Genomic DNA, 19,756 nt, shown 5'->3' with positions numbered 1-19,756 from the left:
TTTTTCTCGTCGGGGTCATTCCTTCCCTGGAAACAAAAATAGTCCGGAAAATTCCAGGATATCAGTATAATATTTATGAATCAAAGAGATCTTATTTTACCTCCATGTAATCAAGTGTAAGCCCGGCCAGTGCTTTTACTCCAAGTTTAAATGAACTCTCATCGATCATAAAATCGGGTGTATGATGTGATGGGGCAGTTTTAGGATCCATTCCTTTAGGCATTCCACCTAAGAAGAAAAATAGTCCCGGAACTTTTTCCTGAAAAAAAGAGAAATCTTCAGCGCCTGTTATTGGTGGTATCAGCTTTACATTATCGGCACCTGCGACTTTTGCAAGGCTTGGAAGCATCTTTTCAGTTAATGCGGGATCGTTATAAGTAACCGGATAATGATTACTGTATGGGATCTTTACTTCAGCGATAGCACCACCAGCCTCAGCGGTTTTGGTTGCAGTTGTTCTGATTCTGTCGATCAGCATTTTTTCATCTTCAACACTTAAAGATCTTATGGTTCCGAGCATCTCTGCTTGTTCCGGAATGATATTAGAACGCACACCGGCATGTATGGAACCGATTGTTACAACACCTGCGTTTTCAGTAACGTTCAAATTACGGCTTATAATGGTCTGCAAATTATTAATAATCTGCGCTGAGATCACAATAGGATCAATTGAGGCCCATGGAGCAGCACCATGCGCCTGCCTTCCTTTCACAATAATCTGCATGTCATTTACACCGGCCATCATTCCACCGGGACGATAAGTTATCTTTCCGGCTTCTGTCTGTGCCCATATATGTAAGCCAAAAGCAACATCCACTTTAGGATTTTCGAGTACTCCTTCTTTAACCATTAATTCGGCACCACCTTCCACTCCGGGAGCAGAGCCTTCTTCTGCAGGCTGAAATACAAATTTTACAGTGCCCTTCAAGTCGGCTTTCATTCCGGCTAAAACCTCAGCAACCCCCATAAGAATTGCAACATGTGAATCATGACCACAGGCATGCATAACCCCTACCTCCTGACCATTGTATTGTGTCCTAACCTTTGATGCAAAAGGAAGCGAGTTTCTTTCAGTAACCGGGAGTCCGTCCATATCAGCCCGCAATAAAACTACCGGGCCCGGTTTTCCTCCCTTTAAAAGTCCAACAACTCCAGTTCTGGCAACACCTGTTTTCACTTCAATTCCCAGGCTTTCAAGATGTTTTGCAATAATTCCTGCTGTTCTGGTCTCATGATTACCTAATTCAGGATGTTCATGAAAGTCACGGCGCCATTCGATAACCCTTGCTTCAATTTTATCTGCTGCTGTATTCAATTTCGATCTTACAGGAACTGTCTGAGAAATTGCAGGTATAGAAAACAGGCATAAACCTGCAAACAATAATTTATTCATATGAATTGATTTGTTTTTAAAAGTAAGGAAATTATGAGAAATTCAATATACCCAGCCAATCTGCTTAAGTATATCCTTCAGCATCTTAACATGCTCTCCGTCTGCTTCTATCGTACGATATGGCTGGGCGCTGATTGGATCAATACTATTTTCGACAAGCTTTTTCGCCGTGGTGTGAAATTCGTAAGCTCCTGTTTCAGCAGCAATTTTCTGTAAATTTCGATGGCTTATACCTGAACCCGGCATAATATTGATCCTGAATCCTGCCTGCCTGACCAGTGATCTCAATTTTTCAGTTCCATCAGCGGCAAATTCCTTCCCTCCGGAGGTCAATACACGATGACATCCCAGCTCAACAAGGTCTTCGAGCGCCCTTTCCATAGAAATACAACGGTCAAAAGCACGATGAAAAGTGATCTCCATTTCTCCTGAGAGTGCTATCAGCTCTGCACATCTCTCCATATCAATGGTAGAATCCTTCCTGAGAATTCCAATTACAATACCTTCACATCCCATTTCCCTGCAACAGAGCACATCTTCCCGCATTATTTGAAATTCATCCCGGGAAAAAACAAAATCACCTCCACGCGGACGAATAATCGGAAAAAAGGGAACTGTTAGCTGAGATTTACTTTGTACAATCATACCATATGATGGAGTTGTACCACCTTCAGACAGATTATCACAAAGTTCAATCCTGTCGGCTCCAAATGCCTGTGCAATCAAGGCCGAATTGATGCTTCCAACGCAGATCTCGAGTTTATAAGACATGAAAAAACGAATTATTTGCTTTCATTTGAACTGCTTTCTGATTCTGGCCTAAGCTTATGCATGAAAGAGCTTAGCTTTTTTGTAAATGCATCAAGGTCTGCTGCAGAAGTTTTAAGATTGCTGATTAACTCTGAACTTTCCGGATCTAAATTACCAGACTCCTGAAGAATCTGAACTATCCCTAAAATCTGAGAAACCGGACTCCTCACTTCATGCGAAACCATAAATAGCATTTTTTCCAGATTTTTAACATGTTCTTTCTGCTCTTCCTCAATCCTCTTCCTGTCATTAATTGGAGTACGCAATGAAAAATACTCTGTAATCACCCCATTATCATCATGGATAGGAACAATTGTACTGTCGAGCCAGAAAAATGTGCCATCTTTCGCCCTGCTCTTCACATCAGAGCGCCACACTTTTCCACTTTTTATGGTATCCCAAAGGTCTTTAAACATCGAAGAAGGATGATAATTTGAATTAACGATACGATGATCCTGCCCAAGCAACTCTTCTCTTGAATACTTACTTATTTCGCAAAATTTATCGTTAACATAGATTATTTTCCCCTCCGGGTCTGTTACTGAACAAATGGCATTGATGTCAACGATTTCCTTATAGGCTTTAAGGAGCTGCAACAAGTCCTTTTTTGTGCTGCTCTTGTTGTCAAACCATGTTCTCATTGATATCTGCTTAATAATAACTGGGTGATTTTATTAATTGTTTCTGATCATTTTGATCGCATACCGCAAAACTGAAGCCTTTTTGAATTGCATATCCGCCAAACTGACCCTTTTTATTCAATGCAAGGAAACCTACCTGGATTTTTTTCGCTGTTTCAGGTTTCTTCCTGATGATGCGCATGACCGCTTCTTTACAGGCTTCATCAGGTGAATAACCCTGTCGCATCAGTTCAACAACCAAAAAGCTTCCTACGTTTCGAATTACCTCTTCACCTACACCGGTAGAAGTGGCTCCTCCAATTTCATTGTCAACATAGAGTCCTGCACCAATGATTGGCGAGTCACCCACTCGCCCATGCATTTTGTAGGCCATGCCACTGGTTGTACATGCACCAGACATATTTCCTGCTGCATCTAAAGCAAGCATCCCGATGGTATCATGATTATATTGATTGCCGGGTAGTTTCGCCGGACTGAAAAGTCTGTTTTCTACGTTTATTTCAGGATTGTACTTTGCAGTTTTAAGCCATTCTTTCCATGCTTTTTCTGAGGCAGGAGTCAGTAGGTTTTCCTTCTTAAAACCTTGCTCAAGAGCAAATTGCAGAGCTCCGGCACCTACCAGCATGACATGCGGAGTTTTCTCCATTACTTTTCTGGCAACAGAGATTGGATGAATGATATGCTCCAATCCTGCTACACTTCCGCAATTACCAAATTCATCCATGATGCATGCATCCAGGCTTACTCTGCCATCCCTGTCTGGCAAACCTCCATATCCAACAGATTGATTATTAGGGTCAGCCTCAGGAACATGGACTCCGGTTTCCACGGCATCCAGAGCCCTCCCCTTATTCTTTAAAATTTGCCAGGCCGCTGCATTCGCAGCAATTCCAAAATCCCAGGTTGAAATTACGATTGGTGATCCGGTAAAAACTGAATCATCTACATTCATTCCTAAAGGTTTATTTCCGGATAATACCGAGGCACCTGCCAAAGAACCCACTGCTAAAAATTTTCGGCGACTGATCATATTTAAAGTTAAGTAAAGATCCCATTCAGAGAAATGTTTTGGTATATTAAAATACGGGTTCGGGAATGGTAGGTGTGGATTATTTATCAGCATTTGGGCGCTAAAGCACCCGTATTTGTTCCGTTCTGGACGCTTAGGTTTTGGGCTGAAGCCCGATCCGAAAGCTGAACCTTCACCCGGAGCTAAAGCACCGGGCTATTGAGCAAAATGGCTATCCCAATGCTCAGTATTTGTTATTCAACATGACATCAGATCGATTGCTCAATAGGCCCCAGCTTTAGCTGGGGTTATCGAGTATGATTGTTTTCGGGCTTCAGCCCAACATTAAGCAAGGTGTGAGGAAAATTACATTGGGCTTTAGCCCAATCTGCAAACTGAATCTTTACCCGGTGCCAAAGTAAAAGGCTATACAGTTGTTTGGATTTTCAATTCTTTTAATTGCTCATCTGCAATCGTTGAAGGAGAATCGATCATTACATCTCTGCCAGAGTTATTTTTAGGGAATGCAATAACATCCCGGATTGAATCCAATCCGGCGAAAATTGAAACCAGCCTGTCAAATCCAAAGGCAATTCCGCCATGCGGTGGAGCACCATATTCAAAAGCATCCAGTAAAAATCCAAATTGCTTTTGTGCCTCTTCTACACTAAAACCAAGGTGTTTGAACATCAATGACTGAAGCTCTCTGTCGTGAATACGAATAGAACCCCCACCGATCTCGGTGCCATTTATCACCATATCATAGGCGTTGGCACGAACCTGTCCCGGATTGGTATCCAGCATCGCAATATCCTCAGGTTTTGGTGAGGTGAAAGGATGATGCATCGCATGATATCTGCCGCTCTCTTCATCCCATTCCAACAGTGGAAAGTCCAGGACCCAAAGCGGGGCAAATGTATCTTTATCACGCAAGCCTAAACGGTTACCCATTTCGAGGCGCAGTTCATTTAGTTGTTTGCGTACCTTATCAGTTTGTCCTGCCATGATCAGGATCAGGTCACCCGGTTCAGAATTAAAAGCTTCGGACCATTTCTTCAGATCATCCTCATTGTAGAATTTATCTACTGATGATTTTAAGCTTCCATCAGCGCCATGACGCATATATATCAGGCCTGTAGCACCAATTTGCGGGCGTTTAATAAAATCTGTCAGTTCATCAAGCTGTTTTCTGGTGTACTCTGCACAGGCTTTTGCATTGATGCCTATTACTAACTCTGCATTTTCAAAAACAGGGAAAGTGGCCTCTCCCCCGCCTCTCCAAAGGAGAGAAGCCTCGGAACCAGGTAAATTAGTATTTTTTAGCTCCACAAATTTCATGTCAAAGCGGGTATCAGGCTTATCAGAGCCATATAAACGCATAGCATCAGCATACTGCATTCTGGGAACTTCGGCAAGATCAATACCTTTTATATTTTTGAACAAGGCTCGGATAAGTCCTTCAAAAACATTTAGAATATCCTCCTGCTCAATGAATGCCATTTCGCAATCTATCTGAGTAAATTCCGGTTGTCTGTCGGCACGAAGATCCTCATCACGGAAACATTTTACGATCTGAAAATATCTGTCGAAACCCGAAACCATCAGTAATTGTTTAAAGGTTTGAGGGGATTGGGGTAATGCATAAAATTCACCCGGATTCATACGGCTTGGAACCACGAAATCGCGTGCACCTTCAGGCGTAGACTTAATTAACACAGGAGTTTCAACCTCAATGAAATCCATGCCGTCAAGGTATTTTCTTACCTCCTGAGCCATTTTATGTCTTAAAACCAGGTTATTTCTAACCGGATTACGACGTAAATCCAGATAACGGTATTTCAACCTCAGATCATCACCACCATCAGTTTCATCTTCAATCAAAAAGGGAGGAAGCTTAGCCGCATTAAGCAGTTCAAGTTTCGAAACCTTAATCTCGATTTCACCGGTAGCCATTTTCAGGTTCTTGTTGGAACGCTCAATAACTTTTCCGCTAACTTTAATGACAAACTCCCGTCCAAGTTCACGTGCCTGCGCTCTCATTTCTGCATTATCGTCTGAATTGAACGTAAGCTGCGTGATTCCATAACGGTCGCGCATATCAATAAAAGTCATTCCTCCAAGATCGCGCGATTTCTGCACCCATCCGGTTAGAGTTACTTCCTTATTCAAATCAGCTATGGTTAGTTCGCCGCAAGTATGTGTTCTTAGCATAATTTTGTCCTAATCCGCAAAAGTACAGTTTTTAGAAAAATGATAAGTATTTTATTGATTTTTTGTAAAAACGATATAATATCTCATCAAAATTGTGCCTTCAGGCTATTTTATTATGAAAAACTTATAAAAATCGCAAATAAAAAGCTAATCAAAACAATGGCCGAAACTATACTTTGAAGCAGTAATGAGGTATTCATTGCATGCCAGGTTCCCTAATCCAATTAGAATTAGCTTTTGAATACCAGTTCAGGCTTGATTCTTAACATTGCTGATTTCAGCATAAATTTTTTGATTTCTACTAAAATATCAATTTTTCTATATATTTGCCCCATCAACAGGGGTGCCTTGTTTGCGAAATCAAACACAAAAACAGGCTGAGAATATACCCATCTAATAGTTGACAATTGACAGTTGACAGTTGAGAGTTTCCGTACGAAACTTTTAGCTTTCAGCTTTCAACTTTCAACTTAAAGAGCACCTGATCCGGATAATGCCGGCGTAGGGAGGTACAAGTTAATAAGCTGCATAGAACCCCACTATGCAGAATTTTTAACTAATAAATTAATTACATTGAAAAAATTATTAATTATCGCTTTAGCGATTCTGATGCCTGCATTGGCTTCAGCTCAATTTTCTATTACAGGAAAAGTTTCAGAAAAAAATTCAGGTTCGGCGCTCAGTGCTGCCAGTGTTAGTTTAGAAGATCCGGACCTATCAACACGTACAGATCCGAATGGAAATTTCATTTTTAAAAATCTAAAGTCTGGTAATTACCGGGTAAAAGTTACTTTTCTTGGTTTTCAGACACTGGAAAAATCAATCAGCCTGAATGGAAATATCAGTCTGGATCTGGAATTAATCCCCAATAATCTTTTAGCCGATGAAGTACTGGTCAGAGCTACCCGGGCATCTGAAAATTCGGCCAGCACCTACCGGAATATCAGTAAGGAAGAGCTTGAAAAAAACAATCTGGGACAGGATTTGCCCTTTCTCTTAAATCAGACTCCATCGGTTGTAGTCAGTTCAGATGCTGGTAATGGAATCGGCTATACCGGTATCCGCATCCGCGGAAGCGACCCAACCCGTTTGAATGTCACAATAAATGGTATTCCATATAATGACCCTGAAAGCCAGGGTACTTTTTGGGTGAATCTGCCTGATTTTGCCTCTTCGGTTGATAATATTCAAATCCAAAGGGGCGTTGGAACATCGACAAATGGCGCAGGTGCTTTTGGGGGCAGCTTAAACATTCAGACTACCACCAAACAGGATTCGGCTTATGCAGAGATTAACAATACCCTTGGTTCCTATCAGACTGTGAAAAATACAATCAATGCAGGCACCGGCCTGATCAATAATAAATTCAGTTTTGATGGCCGCTTATCCAGAATCAAGTCGGATGGGTATATTGACCGTGGTTCGTCCATGCTCAAATCCTATTTCTTAAGTGGAGCCTATTATGGAAAAAAAGATCTGATTCGTGTCAATGTTTTTTCAGGATCTGAAAAAACCTATCAGGCATGGAACGGGGTACCAGAAAACTTGCTAAAAACTAACCGCACATTTAATGGCTTCAGTTATGATGATCAGACCGATAATTATACCCAGGATCATTATCAGTTTCTATACTCCCATACTTTTTCTGATAAACTTTCAGCAAATTCAGCACTACACTATACTTATGGAAGAGGCTATTACGAAGAATTTAAAGAAGATCAAAGGCTTGGAAATTATGGAATCAGTCCGCAAATAGTGGGTGGAAATACTATTTCCAGAAGTGATCTGATCAGGCGCCGCTGGCTAGACAATGATTTTTATGGCATGACTTACTCCCTGAATTATATTCCTTTTAAAGAGCTTACATTCACTTTAGGAGGAGCCTATAATGAATATGATGGTGACCATTTCGGCGAAGTGATTCGTGGTCAGTTTATACCAATTGCTAATACTATTTCGCCATACTATGAGGGTAATGGTTTTAAGACCGATTTTAATACTTACGCTAAGGCTGATTTTGAGATTGGGAGATTAAAGTTGTTTGCTGATCTTCAATACAGAAGCGTAAGTTATAAAGTTACCGGAACCGATAAGAATAGGATGACATTGGATCAGGAGGATCAGTTGAATTTTTTCAACCCGAAATTCGGTTTGAGTTATGCGCTCAACTCCCGAAATAATGTTTACGCATCAATTGCAGTTGCCAATAAAGAACCAAACCGGGATGATTATATCAATTCTACACCTGTTAACCGGCCTGGTTCAGAAAATTTGCTGGATATTGAGGCCGGATACCGGCTTGGAGGAAGCAGACTTACTGCAGGTATTAATGCTTATGCAATGATGTATAATGATCAGCTGGTTTTGACCGGAAAGGTAAATGATGTAGGTGAATATATCCGTCAAAATGTGGAGGACAGTTATCGTTACGGCATTGAAGCTGACGCCAGAGTACAAATCAATAATAAATTGTCATGGGCATTAACTGCTTCAATCAGTGATAACAAGATCAAAAACTTTACAGAATATGCCGATGATTATGATAATGGGGGACAAATTGTAAACAATTACAAAAATACAGCCCTGGCATTTTCTCCAAATTTTATTGGATCGGGTGAGCTGGGTTTTCAAGCTTTTAAGAACACCGAAATTGCTTTATTAAGCAAATATGTTAGTAAGCAGTTTCTGGATAATACCTCCAATTCGCAAAGAAGTCTGGATGCATTTTTTGTAAATGATCTGCGCTTAAGGTATAATACTTCGTTTAAAGGAGTAAAAAATATCGGACTGACCCTGCTGGTGAATAATGTGTTCTCTGAACTTTATGAAGCAAATGGTTATACCTTCAGTTATATGTACGGTGGAGACTTTACAACTGAAAATTACTATTACCCGCAGGCACCGCGTAATTTTTTACTATCCTTGGGTTTGAAATTTTAAAAGAACGCAGACAGGGTTTTGAACCCTGTCTGCGTTTATCCCGGATCTAATCCGGGACCGGGACTGTCAGCCTTACCCGGTCAGCGTTATATCTAGATTATGAAAAAATACATCTCCAAATTCCATTACCTGACACAGGATCTTCCTCATCGAAGCCATGTTGAGCAAACAGCAATTGCCTGTAAAGCCGGCGCTAACTGGGTCCAGTATCGCTGTCTGACAAAATCTGATTCTGAACTTATTGAAGAATTGCATCAGGTAGCATCAATCTGTGATGATTGGGGGGCCACCCTGATCCTGACCAATCATTATCATCTGCTGGATCAGGTTGATGCTCAGGGAGTCCACCTGGAGGATATGCAGGCAGATTTTAATAAGATCCGCGAAATCATTAGTGATGAGAAGACTCTTGGTGCATCTGCTAATACTTTTCAAGATATTCAGCGCATTTTTTCTTCAGGTGTAGTAGATTATATCGGCTGCGGGCCATTCTCTATCACTAAAACAAAGCCAAACGATTTTCCATTGCTGGGAATAAATGGCTATGCTGACCTGATAGCGAAAATGAAAGATTCCGGCATTGAGATACCGGTTTTAGCTGTCGGTGGAATAAAAATTGATGATACGGAGCATCTTCTCAAAACTGGAATTCATGGAATTGCAGTTTCAGCATCTGTTAATCTGGCTGATGACCCTGCAGAAGCAATCAGGGATTTTTATAAAAAGATCTATTGAAATTGAACAAGGATCAAAGATTAAAGTAAAGTGAGTTCGATATATAAATACTAAAGATTAATATTTAACCACATAGATTGACTTATATGAAGCTTTAAAGGAAACATAGATTGTAAATCATATATATTGAAGCGAAGCTTCAAGGCTATCTGTGTTTAAAATCTATGTTAGAAGCTATAAAATGCTATGTTTCTATGTGGTTTTTAAAATATTAGGTTGAGTTCATGTTAAAGTAATATCCCGAAAACAGACAATTCAACCAAGAACCGCAATCCTGGCTCTTGGCTCAATCTTTGTTCCTTGTTCATTGCTCTTTATTTCTATAAAATATCTAAGTTTGATATATGTCATCCCATCATATTGTTCGCGAAAAGCAGGAACCGGCACTGCTGATTCTGAGTCTTGAAGGTTTTGAATACGAAAACCTCGGACAAATACTGGAATGGTGCCCGACAGTAATCGTACAGCAGGATATTTATGAATTAGCCGATTCCCTGGCCTTTAAAATTGATGCCGTAATAACCCCTGACCCTCATTTCTATGCTCAGGAAAACACAAAATTGATCATAACAGATACCGATCCGGTGGAAGATGCTTTTAAATTTCTGCTTGCTGAACAATATAGTGCCGTCAATGTCATAGCCAATGAATTCGTTTTAAAGGATTATGCACTGTTCGTTGATGATATTGATATCGTAGTTTTTATAGGCAATAAAAAGATATTTCCGGTAAGATCCGGGTTTAGTAAATGGCAGCCTGCAGGTGAACAGATCCAAATTCTCCACGAGGTTCATAATCTTCATATCAGCGGATTAAGAAGACTGGAAGATCATATATTTGAAACAGAAAAGGACGGCTTTTATTCCCTTACTTTTGAGCAACCATTTATTTTTATAGCAGAATCAATTTAAGATGAGAATCAGAAAAGCAACCGAACAGGATATCCCGGTGATTTCTGAGCTTGCAGAAAAAATCTGGTGGCCTTCCTATAGAAATATCATTTCTGATGAGCAGATCAGCTTTATGCTGAAGGATATGTACTCTGAAGAAAGCTTAAAAGAACAAATGAATTCGGGTATTGAGTTTATCCTAGCAGAAAGTGAAAATATGCCTGTGGCATTTGCAGGATTTTCACTTACTGAGCCGGGGATCCATAAACTTCACAAACTCTATGTTCTTCCTTCTGAACAAGGCAGCGGAACAGGTAAAAAACTGATCGGACATATTTCGGACTTAGCCAGGGAGCAGGGTGGAAAGATCCTTGAGCTTAACGTAAACAGGGGTAATCCTGCTTCCGAATTTTACAAAAAGGCTGGATTTGATATCTACCGGACAGTAGATATTTCTTATCATAATTTTGTACTGAACGACTATGTGATGAGGAAAAACCTTTGAAATTTTCCTTTATTGTTTCCCTATTTTAAAGCACAACCTTAGTGGTTTGTGGTCAAGACGGATTAACCGGGAACATCGAATAGTATATGAGATAAACGATAATACAGTCTTTATCCATTCGGTAAAGGGTCATTATTAGTTGTTTTTAAACCTATAATAATAATGAACCTCTTAAAAATTCAATCTATCTAGTGTTTAAGCACAATATTGATAATTACGGTCTCCCGTTTAATTTCAGTATCCTCTTCGGCGTATCTGTTCCGGCCACAATGCTTCTCGCACTCAATGCAATCGCTTTGATTGTCGCATGGATATTTGCCACCTCCAGTGTTTCAAATTCATCTTTTACCGTGTGGTAATATTTATCAGTATCGATCTGGACAGTTGAAATCGTATGTGCCGGCACCCCCAAAGCAGCCAGGGTTGCATTATCACTGCGGTAAAATAGATTCTGTGTTGGATAGGGATCAGGGTGAAACTTGAAATCGGTACCGGCGAGATTTTTCTGAAGAATCTCCCCAAAATCAGACCGTTCATAGCCTGTAATAAAGGCCGCGTTTTTCCCGAATTTCGATTCTTTACCAATCATCTCGATATTGAACATCGCAACAACATCGTCCGGGTTTAAGAGTGAAGAGAAATGACGGGCACCGAAACCCCCAACTTCTTCTGCTGTGAAAGCAACGAATATCAGAGTCCGTTCATTATTGTTCAGTTTCTTGTAGTATTTGGCAAGTGAGATTACAGCAGTAGTTCCTGAAGCATCATCATCTGCACCATTTGCAATGGCATCACCATCAACTTCTTCGACAATACCCAAATGATCGTAATGTGCTGAAACTAAAACCAATTCTTTTACTTTAGATCTGCCCGGCAGCATCCCTGCTACGTTAAAAAGGGGAAGTTCTTCAATCTTATTGCGGAAACTGACTCTATACGAGGCCACATCCGATTCACCAAGGATGAATACCGCAGCTGCTGTTTGGTTTTGCTTTTCAACTATACGCCCCCGACTACTATTATCCTTAAGGCGCTTGAACATCTGAGCATGCTGATTATCAACCAGTACCAGAACCGGTGATTTCATTGCTGTAATCTCCCTGTATTTCTGAATGAACTGATCCCCGGCAGCAATAAGTATCACATTATTCCCGGAGCTTTGATCAAAACCTGATATTGGCAGATCAGAGATAATCAATACATTTTGCTGATCAATTGTTTTTCCATCTATGGTTGCCTGAATAGATTCAGGCTTGATTCTCTTAACCATAAAATCCTGCCTGAAATCATTATCACCATCAAGTGGTTTAAGACCAATTTGCTTAAACTCATTTTCAATAAATTTAGCAGCCCTGTCAATACCTGGCGTAAAAGTACCCCTGCCTTCCATTTCATCAGAGGAAAGGGTTTTTATCAATCTCTCAACATCGACCAGTTTAATAAGCTGCTCCGGTTTCTGAACTGTACATGCTGTCAGAAATAATATGGCAATAATGCCGGACAATTGTCTTTTCATATTGATTTATTCACTCTTTTGACGAATAAGATCATCCTTTGAGTATTTGAAGATAATATTAAACTAAACAAGAAAAGAAGTATTATCCTCATTGTTTATTTAATTACTTGTTGTGATTTATAAAAAATTGTATCGCGTTATAAGTCCTGAATATGTTGTGTTGGATTATTGTGCAAATCGGTTTCAAAACCACTTTCAATTGCTTTCTTTTGTCGGCTTACCCCGGTACTGACTCTGGTCTCATGAACACCCTCGATAAGCGATATGTCCAGATCTTTGGTTTTATCTGAATGATAAATAGCTGTATCATCAATGTTCTGAACAGCCACATCATAAGGGCCTTTATTGCTCATCAGTTTTACAAATACCGGCAAACATTCGAAGAGAATGAACAGGAATGCAATAAAGTATATTGCAAGATAATTATCCATATCCCGGCTTCCATCCTCTTTATAACTGAGCTGTCCGAGTGCTCTGTTTCTGTCGGCAAAACCAGCAACATTCGCAAGACTATCGAGCTGTTGGCCGCTAAACATCCTTTGTTGTGCTAATCCATCAAGTTCCTTTCTCTTATGAAAGAAGGTATCCATCGCGGCAAGCTCTTTGCGAAGAAGCTCCAGCCTTAACTCCTTCTGTACTACAATTGATTCTTTTTGTTTGGCATAGGTACCATAGCCGGTAATTCCTGAGGTCTGATTCGTTTTATCCCCGAAAACTTCCTGATTCAGAATATATCTGGAACGGTTTATATCTTTTTCCAAAGAATCCTTCTCAATTTTAAAATTTGAGGTTTTCTGCAGTTCCTGTGCATACTTCAGGTCAAAAGTACGGTTCAGGGTATCTATTCTGGCACGCTGCAGATTCAGGTAACTTGTTTTTAACTGCTGCCGGATTTCTTTATCAAAGATTTTGAGCTCCAAAGGCCTGGAAATAACGATTCCAATTATTGTTGCCAGAAGTATTCTGGGAGTAGCCTGTAATATCTGATGCCAGGTTGTCACGCTTTTACTGATACTGGAAACTATATAACGGTCCATGTTGAAAATGGCAAGTCCCCATATTATCCCGAAAAGGAAAGCCAAAGGTACTGCAGTTTCAGTTCCGGCAAAAACGAAGTACATGGCATATCCTCCGGAGAGCGAAGCGAACAGAGCCGTAAAAAATATAGTGGCACCTATGCCCACGTATTTATTATGCTCGGTAGGATACTTCAGAAGGGTGTCTTTATGTGCTCCGGAACAGAACCAAAAGAAATCAGTAAGTTTTTTCATTATATAATAAGACGTCCGGAATGCAAATTTGTTACAGAAATCCGGCTATTAAACGACTTAATGGCTAAGATTGTATTATCATTAATATTTAAGAAAATCGTACCTTTACACTTTATATTATTGCGATATGAGAGAAATCACAGTACAGGAGCTAAAGGAAAAAATCGACAAGAAAGAAGATTTTCAACTAATCGATGTCCGCGAGACTTTTGAATATGAGATGTCCAATCTGAATGGGCTGAATATACCACTGGCTGGTGTTATTCTTGAGGCCTCCAAGATCAGTAAGGATAAACCGGTTATTATCCAATGTCGTAGTGGTGCAAGAAGTGCTGCAGCTTTGAATCAGCTCGAACAGCAATTGGGATATACTAACCTTTATAACCTAAAAGGTGGCATTCTGGCCTGGAAAGCCGAGTATGAGCCAGATATGCAGGTATATTAATTCAATATGCTAAAAAAAGTCTTATTAAACATTTTTCTGAATGTTGCCATCATTGTTTTGGTAATGTGCATTGCCTGGGCGGTAAAAAACTCATTCTATCTTTATGTATTTGCCGGAATACCACCGCTTGCCATGCTGATCTATCTTAAATTCAGGCTGGTTAAGAGTGTCAGAAGTTTGACCCGAAAAAATCAGAAATAAGCAGGGAAACTCAGAACTTAATCAATCCCAGTCCCGGGGAATCTGATAATATCCATTTCCCATCTTTAAATTCAGGATCTTTATAGGGATTATTGCTGGTTAAGAAAGGACCGTCGAGATCTGCCCAATCACATAATGGAGCAAGCGCGGCAGCGGCAAGTGTACCACAGCTCGTCTCGCTCATACAACCAATCATAGTTTTCAATCCCAGTTCTTTTGCCTTCATAATCATTCGGTAGCCTTCGTGCATGCCCGCACTTTTCATCAACTTCATATTGATACCATGGTAAACGCCTTTAGCTTTTTCAACATCCGCAAAACGCTGAACAGATTCATCACCTACTATTGCAACCGGGCTTCTTTCGGTGATCCAGGCATTAGAATCCGGATCATCTTTTGCCATAGGCTGTTCAATCAATACCACACCTTGTTCGTGCAGCCATAAAACCATATCCAGACCTTGTTGCCTGTCTGTCCAACCCTGATTGGCGTCTACATACAATGGTTTATCAGTTGCAGAACGTATGGTATTGATCAGTTCCTTATCATTATCCCTTCCCAGTTTTACTTTAATAATGTGACAGTTTTCTCCTTCCCTGATCTTTTGAAGTAAAACTTCAGGGCTGTCAATCCCGAGGGTATAAGACGTTGGAGGCATTTTAGCCGGATCGGTATTAAAGTATTTATAACAGGGCTTTTGCTCAATCTTACCCCGCAGATCCTGTAAAGCAATGTCAATAGCTGCTTTGATATTTGGATTTCCTTGGGCAATACCATCCAGATAGGCAATCAGTTCATCAAAATTGAAAGGGGATTTAAGCCATGAAAGATCAACTTTTGACATGAAGGCATTTGCCGTTTCAATATTCTCGCCCATATAAGGCACCATTGATGCTTCTCCATAACCAGTATAGCCTTCATGACTTATCTCCATTAGAATGATGGGGGTAGAGGTACGTGAAAATTTTGCGATTGTAAAAGGGTGCCTAAGATTGAGTTCGAAAGGCTTATAGCTGATCTTCATTATAGTGATATATGATTTACGAAATAACGAAATATATATTATCTGCTAACAAATTTTTGTTGCATGTGGGTACAATCTATTGATAAACCTGACAAATCGAAGGTAATTGCCTCTATAAATGATTTATATTGCACTATATAAATAGCGAAAGCTCATGAATAAATTAATCAGGCTGATTAAGTATCATATCCTATTATTAGCTGCTTTTTCATCATTAGTTATATCAGCTTTCTATATTTCGGAAGGAGGTAATATAAGTACTCCTTTAGCTGTTGCCCTTTATTATCTGATTTCTGCAGCACTTTTATATATTCCATTGATATTGATTCTGACCTGCTTCAACTTTGTCATAATTGCTATCGGGCTCAGGACTCTTAAAAACTTTAAAAACCAGGTCGCAATATGCTTTTTGCCTGTTCTATTGTTTTCACTTTGGTTTATTTTCTCACAGAGTAGTAGCTTCGAAAGCTATTGGAAGCTCTCTGATTTTCAATTTTATATTATTACGGGGATTTGGATCATCCTACTCTTGACAGGTATGATCATTTACTCCGGACTTAGAAAATATACTCTTGCTGCTCTTCTTCCGGCCATGGTTTTTACCTTATTGTTTTTTCTACAGAAGTATAATATTAGCTCCAGACAATTGTCAATATCAAATTTTAATTTTAGTATAATGCTGGTTATTTGGATAGTTTTAAACTACTGCCTTTTGCACCGTTATCGTAAAATGATTTACTACTTAGAAAGGAAAGTGGCCATTGAACCAGTAGAGGAAGTTTAATTGATAGCTCGTTAAAATGGAAAAATTAAAAATAGCAACTGCCCAATTTGAAAATAAAAGTGCTGATAAGATCTACAATTTATCAGTGATTGAAAAGTTGGCCAAGGAGGCCGCCCAAGCGGGCTCAAAAGTAATCGCCTTTCACGAATGCTCAATTACCGGCTATACATTTGCCAGGAACCTTTCAAGGGAACAAATGCTTGATCTTGCTGAACTCATTCCCGATGGGCCGAGCATAATTCGGTTGACAGATATTGCAGAAAAATATGATATTGCAATTCTGGCCGGCCTTTTTGAGAAGGATAAAGAAGGGAACTTATTCAAAGCCTATGTCTGTGTAGATAAAAGCGGTCTTGTAGCAAAACATAGAAAATTACATCCATTTATCAATCCGCATTTAAGTCCGGGTAATAGCTATACCGTATTTGACCTTCATGGATGGAAATGCGGCATTCTGATTTGTTATGATAATAACGTAATCGAAAATGTGAGGGCTACAGTATTGCTGGGTGCCAATATCATCTTTATGCCACATGTAACCATGTGCACTCCCTCTACCCGGCCCGGTGCAGGTTTTGTGGATCCTAAATTATGGTTCAACCGTGAAAATGATCCAAGCTCCCTTCGCCTTGAATTTGATGGCATGAAAGGCAGGGAATGGCTGATGAAATGGCTGCCTTCCAGAGCTTATGATAATGGAATCTTTGTTGTTTTCTCTAATCCAATTGGATTGGACGACGATCAATTAAAAAACGGATGTTCAATGATTATCGACCCATTTGGGGATATTCTGGCTGAATGCCGGACCTTTGATGATTCATTAGTTAGTACTGTACTGATACCTGAAAAGCTGAAGCAAGCTGGTGGCTTCCGTTATACAAAGGCCAGAAGACCGGATCTTTACCGCAAGATCCTGGGGCAGGAGCACCAGCCCGAACTAAATGTGGTTTGGCTTAATTCGGATAAAGACAAAAATGATTAATTAACAATCCAGTTCTTTGCGGATACTGCAGAATACAAGATCTTCAATATATTCAACTACCAGTTGCTCGTTCTTAGTATCACCAAAATCTGTAAGTGAGGGCAAATTATGCATAAAAAAGACCTGCAAATGTGACATTTCAATAATTGTACTAGCAAGTGAACGCGGATGGGTATATTCAGAATTATATTCCATGATAATTCCGGCAATTAATGAGCATAGATCTTTATAAGGCTTGAATAACCTGTCCTTGTTATCATCAGATACATGCTTCGTCAGGTATGCTTTTGAACCTTCAGCAATAATTATCTGATGCAAAAGTCCCTCATTGACATATATCGTTCTATCGTCATCAGTAACATTAGATGCAAGAAGCTGAATCAACTTCTTCAATTTAACAGTTGGGTCAGTAATATTATTAAGATGATAAGTAACCCGGAACTCAAGCCAACTCCAATACCATGCAGTCAAATAGATCAATAAACGATGTTTATTTTCAAAATATCTGTAAATACCTGCCTCAGTAGAACCAATCTCTTCCGCAAGTTTCTTAAAAGTAAAGGATTCAAAGCCATTTGTGTGAATTAACTGTATACCATACTGAATTATTTTTCTTCCAAGTTCTGTTTGCTCGGGATTACGAACAAACAATTTCTCATTCATCTTAATTTGAAGCTGTAATTCCATTGTTCTGAGCTATTTTTCTTAAATTAATTTGATTTTTCTGATTGGTACCTTACAAAAGTAGGTAAAAGTTTTACAATTAAATGAAATAGTATTACTATTATTTAAAATATTAATACTATCTTCGTATCATCAAACTAAACAAAAGATTTAAAATGGAATCGAAAAACATGTTTAAAGAACTTAAAAACGACCTGCCAGCCAGCATAGTCGTATTTTTTGTTGCAGTTCCACTTTGCCTTGGTATAGCACTGGCATCGGGAGCACCACTTTTTTCAGGAATCATTGCTGGAATTGTTGGTGGAATTATAGTTGGAATTGCAAGTGGATCTCCACTGGGAGTTAGTGGCCCGGCAGCAGGACTGGCAGTAATCGTACTTACTTCCATAGCAGCCTTGGGTTCCTGGCCAGCATTTCTACTTTCAGTGGTCATTGCCGGAATTATTCAGCTTGCAATGGGATTTGCAAAGGCAGGTTTCATTGCTTATTTCTTCCCGACTTCAGTTATCAAAGGGATGCTTACCGGTATTGGTTTGCTGATTATTCTAAAACAGATACCACATGCATTGGGCTATGACAAAAATGCTGAAGGTGATGATGCATTTCTTCAGGCGGATGGGGAGAATACGTTCTCTGCTATCAGCAAAGCTGTTGATTGGGTTACACCTGGTGCTGTCTTGATAGCGGTTATTTCTATAGCAATTCTGATTTTATGGGATGCCGTACTTACCAAAAAACATAAGGTCTTCCAGTTAATTCAGGGACCAATTGTTGTAGTATTTCTGGGTATTTTGATGAATTACATGTTCCAAAATGGAATGTTGAACTTTACATTGTCAAGTGATCAGGTTGTGCAGCTTCCTGTTGCTCAAAACCTTGCAGAATTCTTCACGCAATTTACTCTACCAGATTTCACACAGCTCAGCAATCCGGAGATTTACAAAATCGCTGTAGTACTAGCAATTGTAGCGAGCCTTGAAACCCTGCTTTGTGTTGAAGCTACCGATAAACTGGATCCTGATAAACGGGTAACACCTACAAACAGGGAATTAAAAGCTCAGGGATTAGGGAACATCGTATCCGGAATGATTGGTGGTTTACCTATCACTCAAGTAATAGTCCGGAGTTCTGCTAACATCTCATTTGGAGGAAAAACAAAAATGTCGGCAATTCTCCATGGTGTTTTTCTTCTGATTAGTGCCCTGACCATCGCGGGTTTATTGAATATGATTCCTCTGGCAAGTCTTGCAGCTATACTAATTATGGTAGGATATAAATTGGCGAAACCTGAACTTTTCAAACAAATGTACCGCTTAGGCTGGGAACAATTTGTCCCGTTTATGGCAACAATAATTGCAATATTGTTAACTGATCTTCTGATGGGAATTACCATAGGAATGCTCTTTGGCATATTCTATACCTTAAAACATAGTTACCGGAATTCGCATCATTTAAAAACCAGCATAAACAAAACGAATGGAGTTCAAGTATACCATTTGGAACTGGCAGAGGAGGTTTCATTCTTTAACAAAGCAAGTGTATTGCAAGCATTGGATAAAATTCCTGAAAACTCAAAAGTAATTATCGATTGTACAAGATCTAAATCAATAGCACATGATGTCATAGAACTGATTATAGACTTCCGAACAAATGCGAAAACCAAGAATATAGAAGTAGAAACAGTCAATTTTATTGAACCACAAACAACAAGCTAA

The 19,756-nt window shown here is 39.6% G+C and carries 19 protein-coding genes; 10 read left to right on the top strand and 9 right to left on the bottom strand.

Translation table 11 applies throughout. The features are described from left to right. Positions 1-91: 91 nt before the first annotated feature. The 5 genes from Q8S11_RS01710 to aspS all read right to left on the bottom strand — a co-directional run bounded on the left by Q8S11_RS01710 (position 92) and on the right by aspS (position 6,064). The gene (locus Q8S11_RS01710; RefSeq protein WP_305660345.1) at positions 92-1,393 is read right to left on the bottom strand and encodes an amidohydrolase; all 1,302 of its coding nucleotides are present in this window, start codon (positions 1,391-1,393) and stop codon (positions 92-94) included. A gap of 42 nt (positions 1,394-1,435) precedes the next feature. Continuing rightward, positions 1,436-2,164, bottom strand: a complete 729-nt coding sequence (locus tag Q8S11_RS01705; protein WP_305660344.1) for a copper homeostasis protein CutC — start codon at positions 2,162-2,164, stop codon at positions 1,436-1,438. Between the two features lie 11 nt (positions 2,165-2,175). Continuing rightward, positions 2,176-2,844 (bottom strand): PAS domain S-box protein, encoded by a 669-nt coding sequence (locus Q8S11_RS01700; RefSeq protein WP_305660343.1) that lies wholly within the window; start codon positions 2,842-2,844, stop codon positions 2,176-2,178. 10 nt (positions 2,845-2,854) lie between these two features. Further along, complete coding sequence (locus Q8S11_RS01695; protein ID WP_305660342.1) at positions 2,855-3,874, bottom strand: N(4)-(beta-N-acetylglucosaminyl)-L-asparaginase; 1,020 nt, start codon at positions 3,872-3,874, stop codon at positions 2,855-2,857. A 405-nt stretch (positions 3,875-4,279) separates the two neighbouring features. Next, positions 4,280-6,064, bottom strand: coding sequence for an aspartate--tRNA ligase (aspS, locus tag Q8S11_RS01690; RefSeq protein WP_305660341.1), 1,785 nt, complete (start codon positions 6,062-6,064; stop codon positions 4,280-4,282). A gap of 573 nt (positions 6,065-6,637) precedes the next feature. On the opposite strand from aspS, the gene Q8S11_RS01685 reads away from it, so the two are divergent. The 5 genes from Q8S11_RS01685 (at position 6,638) to Q8S11_RS17785 (ending at position 11,273) form a co-directional block, all read left to right on the top strand. Continuing rightward, complete coding sequence (locus Q8S11_RS01685) at positions 6,638-9,004, top strand: TonB-dependent receptor (RefSeq protein ID WP_371135115.1); 2,367 nt, start codon at positions 6,638-6,640, stop codon at positions 9,002-9,004. A 99-nt stretch (positions 9,005-9,103) separates the two neighbouring features. Further along, complete coding sequence (locus Q8S11_RS01680) at positions 9,104-9,739, top strand: thiamine phosphate synthase (RefSeq protein WP_305660340.1); 636 nt, start codon at positions 9,104-9,106, stop codon at positions 9,737-9,739. 344 nt (positions 9,740-10,083) lie between these two features. Next, positions 10,084-10,650 (top strand): thiamine pyrophosphokinase, encoded by a 567-nt coding sequence (locus tag Q8S11_RS01675; protein WP_305660339.1) that lies wholly within the window; start codon positions 10,084-10,086, stop codon positions 10,648-10,650. Between the two features lies 1 nt (position 10,651). After that, on the top strand, positions 10,652-11,134 hold the full coding sequence (locus Q8S11_RS01670; protein WP_305660338.1) for a GNAT family N-acetyltransferase: 483 nt from the start codon (positions 10,652-10,654) through the stop codon (positions 11,132-11,134). Between the two features lies 1 nt (position 11,135). After that, positions 11,136-11,273 carry a Txe/YoeB family addiction module toxin gene (locus Q8S11_RS17785; RefSeq protein WP_371135116.1) on the top strand — a complete coding sequence of 46 codons (138 nt, stop codon included), beginning with the start codon at positions 11,136-11,138 and terminating at the stop codon, positions 11,271-11,273. A gap of 75 nt (positions 11,274-11,348) precedes the next feature. Here the strand turns inward: Q8S11_RS17785 and Q8S11_RS01665 are convergent, their stop codons facing one another. Both Q8S11_RS01665 and Q8S11_RS01660 read right to left on the bottom strand, forming a co-directional pair. Continuing rightward, positions 11,349-12,650 (bottom strand): M20/M25/M40 family metallo-hydrolase, encoded by a 1,302-nt coding sequence (locus Q8S11_RS01665; protein WP_305660337.1) that lies wholly within the window; start codon positions 12,648-12,650, stop codon positions 11,349-11,351. A 137-nt stretch (positions 12,651-12,787) separates the two neighbouring features. Continuing rightward, complete coding sequence (locus tag Q8S11_RS01660) at positions 12,788-13,921, bottom strand: DUF4407 domain-containing protein (RefSeq protein ID WP_305660336.1); 1,134 nt, start codon at positions 13,919-13,921, stop codon at positions 12,788-12,790. A gap of 127 nt (positions 13,922-14,048) precedes the next feature. On the opposite strand from Q8S11_RS01660, the gene Q8S11_RS01655 reads away from it, so the two are divergent. Both Q8S11_RS01655 and Q8S11_RS01650 read left to right on the top strand, forming a co-directional pair. Continuing rightward, complete coding sequence (locus tag Q8S11_RS01655) at positions 14,049-14,366, top strand: rhodanese-like domain-containing protein (RefSeq protein WP_305660335.1); 318 nt, start codon at positions 14,049-14,051, stop codon at positions 14,364-14,366. A gap of 6 nt (positions 14,367-14,372) precedes the next feature. Beyond that, positions 14,373-14,567, top strand: a complete 195-nt coding sequence (locus Q8S11_RS01650) for a DUF6358 family protein (protein ID WP_305365015.1) — start codon at positions 14,373-14,375, stop codon at positions 14,565-14,567. A 10-nt stretch (positions 14,568-14,577) separates the two neighbouring features. Here Q8S11_RS01650 and Q8S11_RS01645 read toward each other — a convergent pair whose 3' ends face one another. After that, positions 14,578-15,591: a dipeptide epimerase gene (locus tag Q8S11_RS01645; protein ID WP_305660334.1), complete on the bottom strand. Its 1,014-nt coding sequence runs from the start codon at positions 15,589-15,591 to the stop codon at positions 14,578-14,580. 154 nt (positions 15,592-15,745) lie between these two features. Between Q8S11_RS01645 and Q8S11_RS01640 the strand changes: the two genes are divergently transcribed. Together Q8S11_RS01640 and Q8S11_RS01635 are read left to right on the top strand one after the other, a co-directional pair. Further along, positions 15,746-16,375: a hypothetical protein gene (locus tag Q8S11_RS01640; RefSeq protein WP_305660333.1), complete on the top strand. Its 630-nt coding sequence runs from the start codon at positions 15,746-15,748 to the stop codon at positions 16,373-16,375. 16 nt (positions 16,376-16,391) lie between these two features. Further along, positions 16,392-17,357 carry a nitrilase family protein gene (locus tag Q8S11_RS01635; RefSeq protein ID WP_305660332.1) on the top strand — a complete coding sequence of 322 codons (966 nt, stop codon included), beginning with the start codon at positions 16,392-16,394 and terminating at the stop codon, positions 17,355-17,357. Here the strand turns inward: Q8S11_RS01635 and Q8S11_RS01630 are convergent, their stop codons facing one another. Then, positions 17,358-18,044 carry a TetR/AcrR family transcriptional regulator gene (locus Q8S11_RS01630; RefSeq protein WP_305660331.1) on the bottom strand — a complete coding sequence of 229 codons (687 nt, stop codon included), beginning with the start codon at positions 18,042-18,044 and terminating at the stop codon, positions 17,358-17,360. Positions 18,045-18,196: 152 nt separating this feature from the next. Between Q8S11_RS01630 and Q8S11_RS01625 the strand changes: the two genes are divergently transcribed. Then, positions 18,197-19,756: a SulP family inorganic anion transporter gene (locus tag Q8S11_RS01625; protein WP_305660330.1), complete on the top strand. Its 1,560-nt coding sequence runs from the start codon at positions 18,197-18,199 to the stop codon at positions 19,754-19,756.

It is taken from the genome of Daejeonella sp. (assembly GCF_030695525.1).
In the GTDB taxonomy this organism is placed as follows: Bacteria; Bacteroidota; Bacteroidia; order Sphingobacteriales; family Sphingobacteriaceae; genus Daejeonella.
The sequence above is the reverse complement of the archived record's forward strand: the minus strand, read 5'-3'. Positions and strand labels throughout refer to the sequence as shown.

What these genes read in the sequence shown, in the direction of transcription:
- Q8S11_RS01675 (WP_305660339.1), top strand. Translation starts at nt 10,084, where the DNA reads ATGTCATCCCATCATATTGTTCGCGAAAAGCAGGAACCGGCACTGCTG.
- Q8S11_RS01670 (WP_305660338.1), top strand. Translation starts at nt 10,652, where the DNA reads ATGAGAATCAGAAAAGCAACCGAACAGGATATCCCGGTGATTTCTGAG.
- Q8S11_RS01650 (WP_305365015.1), top strand. Translation starts at nt 14,373, where the DNA reads ATGCTAAAAAAAGTCTTATTAAACATTTTTCTGAATGTTGCCATCATT.
- Q8S11_RS01645 (WP_305660334.1), bottom strand. Translation starts at nt 15,591, where the DNA reads ATGAAGATCAGCTATAAGCCTTTCGAACTCAATCTTAGGCACCCTTTT.
- Q8S11_RS01700 (WP_305660343.1), bottom strand. Translation starts at nt 2,844, where the DNA reads ATGAGAACATGGTTTGACAACAAGAGCAGCACAAAAAAGGACTTGTTG.
- Q8S11_RS01695 (WP_305660342.1), bottom strand. Translation starts at nt 3,874, where the DNA reads ATGATCAGTCGCCGAAAATTTTTAGCAGTGGGTTCTTTGGCAGGTGCC.
- Q8S11_RS01635 (WP_305660332.1), top strand. Translation starts at nt 16,392, where the DNA reads ATGGAAAAATTAAAAATAGCAACTGCCCAATTTGAAAATAAAAGTGCT.
- Q8S11_RS01705 (WP_305660344.1), bottom strand. Translation starts at nt 2,164, where the DNA reads ATGTCTTATAAACTCGAGATCTGCGTTGGAAGCATCAATTCGGCCTTG.
- Q8S11_RS01710 (WP_305660345.1), bottom strand. Translation starts at nt 1,393, where the DNA reads ATGAATAAATTATTGTTTGCAGGTTTATGCCTGTTTTCTATACCTGCA.
- Q8S11_RS01625 (WP_305660330.1), top strand. Translation starts at nt 18,197, where the DNA reads ATGGAATCGAAAAACATGTTTAAAGAACTTAAAAACGACCTGCCAGCC.
- Q8S11_RS01630 (WP_305660331.1), bottom strand. Translation starts at nt 18,044, where the DNA reads ATGGAATTACAGCTTCAAATTAAGATGAATGAGAAATTGTTTGTTCGT.
- Q8S11_RS01680 (WP_305660340.1), top strand. Translation starts at nt 9,104, where the DNA reads ATGAAAAAATACATCTCCAAATTCCATTACCTGACACAGGATCTTCCT.
- Q8S11_RS01660 (WP_305660336.1), bottom strand. Translation starts at nt 13,921, where the DNA reads ATGAAAAAACTTACTGATTTCTTTTGGTTCTGTTCCGGAGCACATAAA.
- Q8S11_RS01640 (WP_305660333.1), top strand. Translation starts at nt 15,746, where the DNA reads ATGAATAAATTAATCAGGCTGATTAAGTATCATATCCTATTATTAGCT.
- Q8S11_RS01665 (WP_305660337.1), bottom strand. Translation starts at nt 12,650, where the DNA reads ATGAAAAGACAATTGTCCGGCATTATTGCCATATTATTTCTGACAGCA.
- Q8S11_RS01655 (WP_305660335.1), top strand. Translation starts at nt 14,049, where the DNA reads ATGAGAGAAATCACAGTACAGGAGCTAAAGGAAAAAATCGACAAGAAA.
- aspS (WP_305660341.1), bottom strand. Translation starts at nt 6,064, where the DNA reads ATGCTAAGAACACATACTTGCGGCGAACTAACCATAGCTGATTTGAAT.